Consider the following 2,702-nt stretch of genomic DNA (forward strand, 5'->3'; position numbering starts at 1 on the left):
GCGGCCTGGGCGGCGTGTCGTTCTGGGCGCAGGTGGCGGGCACGGCCGGCGGCATCGTGATCGCGCTGGTGGGCGGCACGGTGGTCTACGGCGCGCTGCGCAAGCTGGTGGGCCTGCGGCTGGACCGCGAGGCCGAGTTCATGGGGGCGGACCTCGCCATCCACCGAGTGTCATCCACGCCGGAGAGCGAGACACACTGGTAAGCCCTCACGCCAGCCGCGTCGGGCACGGACAGCGGCCATCCACTACATTGAATCGGAGCCCCCGCATGCGCGGGGCCCCGCCATCCGATGCAGGAGGTCCGCATGTCCGAGCTGGAACTGAAATCCCCCATCGTTGTTGAAGCCAACCCGCGTCGCGTTACGGTCACCTTCAACGGCTACACCATCGCCGACACGCGGGCTGCGCGCACCTTGCGCGAACGCTCGCTCCCGCCGGTGCTGTACATCCCGCGCGACGACGTGCAGATGAACCTGCTGGAGCGCACCCAGCATCACAGCCAATGCCCGTACAAGGGCCAGGCGTCGTACTACACCATCGTGGCCGGCGACGAGCGCGCCACGAATGCGGTGTGGACGTACGAGCACCCCATCCCCATCCCCATGGCCGAGGCGGTGGCCGGCATGCTCGCGTTCTACCCCAACATCGTGACGATTACGGAAGCGTGACTGACATGTGACTGTCACATGGGCAAGGCATGATGCCGCTCGTTCCTCTTCTCGCGGGCCCTCGCCCGTGAAAGTTCGAGCCCGGCGCACCAGCCGGGTATTTTTTTGCCCGGCGCCAGGTGTATCCTGCGCCGATGCTGGATTTCCGCACCTACGGCCTCGCCGCTGCCCCCCACGCCCACGACTTTGTGCAGGTCGTGATGCCCGCGCGTGGCGTGCTGGAGATGGAGGTGGACGGCCATGGCGGCCGGGTCGACACGCACCACGCTGCGCTGATCCCCGCCGGCGCAACGCACGCCTTCGAGGCGTCCGGCGCCAACCGCTTCATCGTGCTGGACATCGCAGCCCCCACCGACCGCGCACCTCACCTCGGCGGCCTGGCCGACCAGGTGTTCTTCCCGCTCACGCCCGGCCTGCGCGCGCTGACCACGTGGCTGCAGAGCGCGCACGCTCCGCATGCCGGCCCCGTCATCGATGACACCTTGGCCGACGCGTGGTCTGCGCTGGCGTTGGCGACGCTGGCGGCGCATCCGGCCAACCAGTCGACACAGCTCCGCGCCCGGCCAGACCCGCGCGCCGAACACGCCTGGCGCACCATCGACCAGCGCTATGCCGAGCCCCTGACGGTTGGTGAACTGGCGGCCGACGTTGGCGTGAGCGCGCGCCGTCTCGCCACCCTGTTCCGCGCCACCTATGGCACCACGCTGCACGCGCGGCTGGCCGAGGTGCGCTTGCGGCACGCGTTGTCGCTGCTGGAAGCCACCGCCCTGCCCATTGCCGAGATTGCCGCGCGCACCGGCTACTACGACCAGAGCGCCCTGACGCGCCATCTCAAGACCGCCCTGGGCACCACGCCCGCTGCCGTGCGGCACGGCTGACGCCACTTCAGCTTTCCGTTTTTGCCAACGCGCTGCCGTCTTCGCCAAGACGGGCGGCTCGCGTGCGCGCAGAGTGCCGGTTCGATTGTTCTTCCGGACTGGCACTTCCATGGCTGTCGGCGACACCTCCACCGCAACGCACCTCGCGCAGACACCGCACACGCCGCACGACCGGCGGCGCGATCACCTCAAGGGCATCGGCTGCGGCGTCGCGGCCGGGGCGCTGTGGGGCGTGATCTTCGTGGCGCCGAAGATGCTGCCGGCGTTCTCGCCGCTGGCGCTGTCGGCGGCGCGGTATCTGCTGTATGGGGTGCTGTCGCTGGCGCTGGCCTTGCCGGTGTGGCGCACGCTGTGGCGCAAGACCACGCGGCGCGATTGGGCGGCGCTGCTGTGGCTGTCGCTGCCGGGCAACCTGCTCTATTACCTGTGCGTGGCCGGTGGCGTGCAGCGCGCCGGGGTAGCGCCGGTGTCGTTGATCGTCGGGCTGCTGCCGGTGACGGTCACGCTGGCGGGGGCGGCTGAGCGGGGCAGTGTGCCGTTGCGGCGACTGGCGTTGCCGTTGCTGATGGCGGCGGCGGGCGTGGTGTGCATCTACGCCGACGCGCCTGCCGTGCATGCCGGTGCGGGTGGCAACACTTACATGATCGGTCTGCTGATGGCGGCCGGGGCGTTGGCGTGCTGGACCGTGTATGCGGTGTGCAATGCGCGGTATTTGCGCAAGCATCCGCAGTTCTCCAGCCGGGAGTGGTCGTTGTTGACTGGGATTGCTACCGGGGGGTTGTCGGTGGTGCTGGCGGTGCCGGCGTTTTTGATGCCCGGCATGGCGACGAGTTCTGCGCAGCCCGCAGCAGCCTGGTGGATGTTCTGGTTGGTCAATGCCGGCGTGGCACTGGGGGCTTCGGTGCTCGGCAACAGTCTGTGGAATGCGGCCAGCCGCAAGCTGCCGTTGACGCTGTCGGGGCAGATGATTGTGTTTGAGACGGTGTTTGCGCTGCTCTATGGGTTCGTTTATGAAGGGCGCTGGCCGCACTGGCTTGAAGTGCTGGCTGCGCTGTTGCTGGTTGGGGGCGTTGCGCTTGCTGCCCGGCGGCATGCTTAGATTTTTTTTGTTGGTGGTGCATCCCCTGTTTCATCCCCTGCCGGGGCTGACTCACTT

The 2,702-nt window shown here is 68.4% G+C and carries 3 protein-coding genes and 1 pseudogene; all 4 read left to right on the plus strand.

All coding sequences use genetic code 11. The annotated features are described in order from the left end of the window. Positions 1-203, plus strand: a pseudogene (locus tag QZ609_RS26185) (ammonium transporter); the annotation flags it as partial. Positions 204-305: 102 nt separating this feature from the next. Further along, on the plus strand, positions 306-668 hold the full coding sequence (locus QZ609_RS26190; RefSeq protein WP_295501337.1) for a DUF427 domain-containing protein: 363 nt from the start codon (positions 306-308) through the stop codon (positions 666-668). A 134-nt stretch (positions 669-802) separates the two neighbouring features. Next, positions 803-1,546, plus strand: a complete 744-nt coding sequence (locus QZ609_RS26195) for an AraC family transcriptional regulator (protein ID WP_295501339.1) — start codon at positions 803-805, stop codon at positions 1,544-1,546. A gap of 109 nt (positions 1,547-1,655) precedes the next feature. Further along, the gene (locus tag QZ609_RS26200) at positions 1,656-2,645 is read left to right on the plus strand and encodes a DMT family transporter (RefSeq protein ID WP_295501342.1); all 990 of its coding nucleotides are present in this window, start codon (positions 1,656-1,658) and stop codon (positions 2,643-2,645) included. Positions 2,646-2,702: the final 57 nt, after the last annotated feature.

Origin of the sequence: uncultured Ralstonia sp., from assembly GCA_913056305.1 — a bacterium.
Lineage (GTDB): Bacteria > Pseudomonadota > Gammaproteobacteria > Burkholderiales > Burkholderiaceae > Ralstonia.

Coding starts and splice junctions, on each gene's coding strand:
- QZ609_RS26190 (WP_295501337.1), top strand. CDS start 306: ATGTCCGAGCTGGAACTGAAATCCCCCATCGTTGTTGAAGCCAACCCG.
- QZ609_RS26195 (WP_295501339.1), top strand. CDS start 803: ATGCTGGATTTCCGCACCTACGGCCTCGCCGCTGCCCCCCACGCCCAC.
- QZ609_RS26200 (WP_295501342.1), top strand. CDS start 1,656: ATGGCTGTCGGCGACACCTCCACCGCAACGCACCTCGCGCAGACACCG.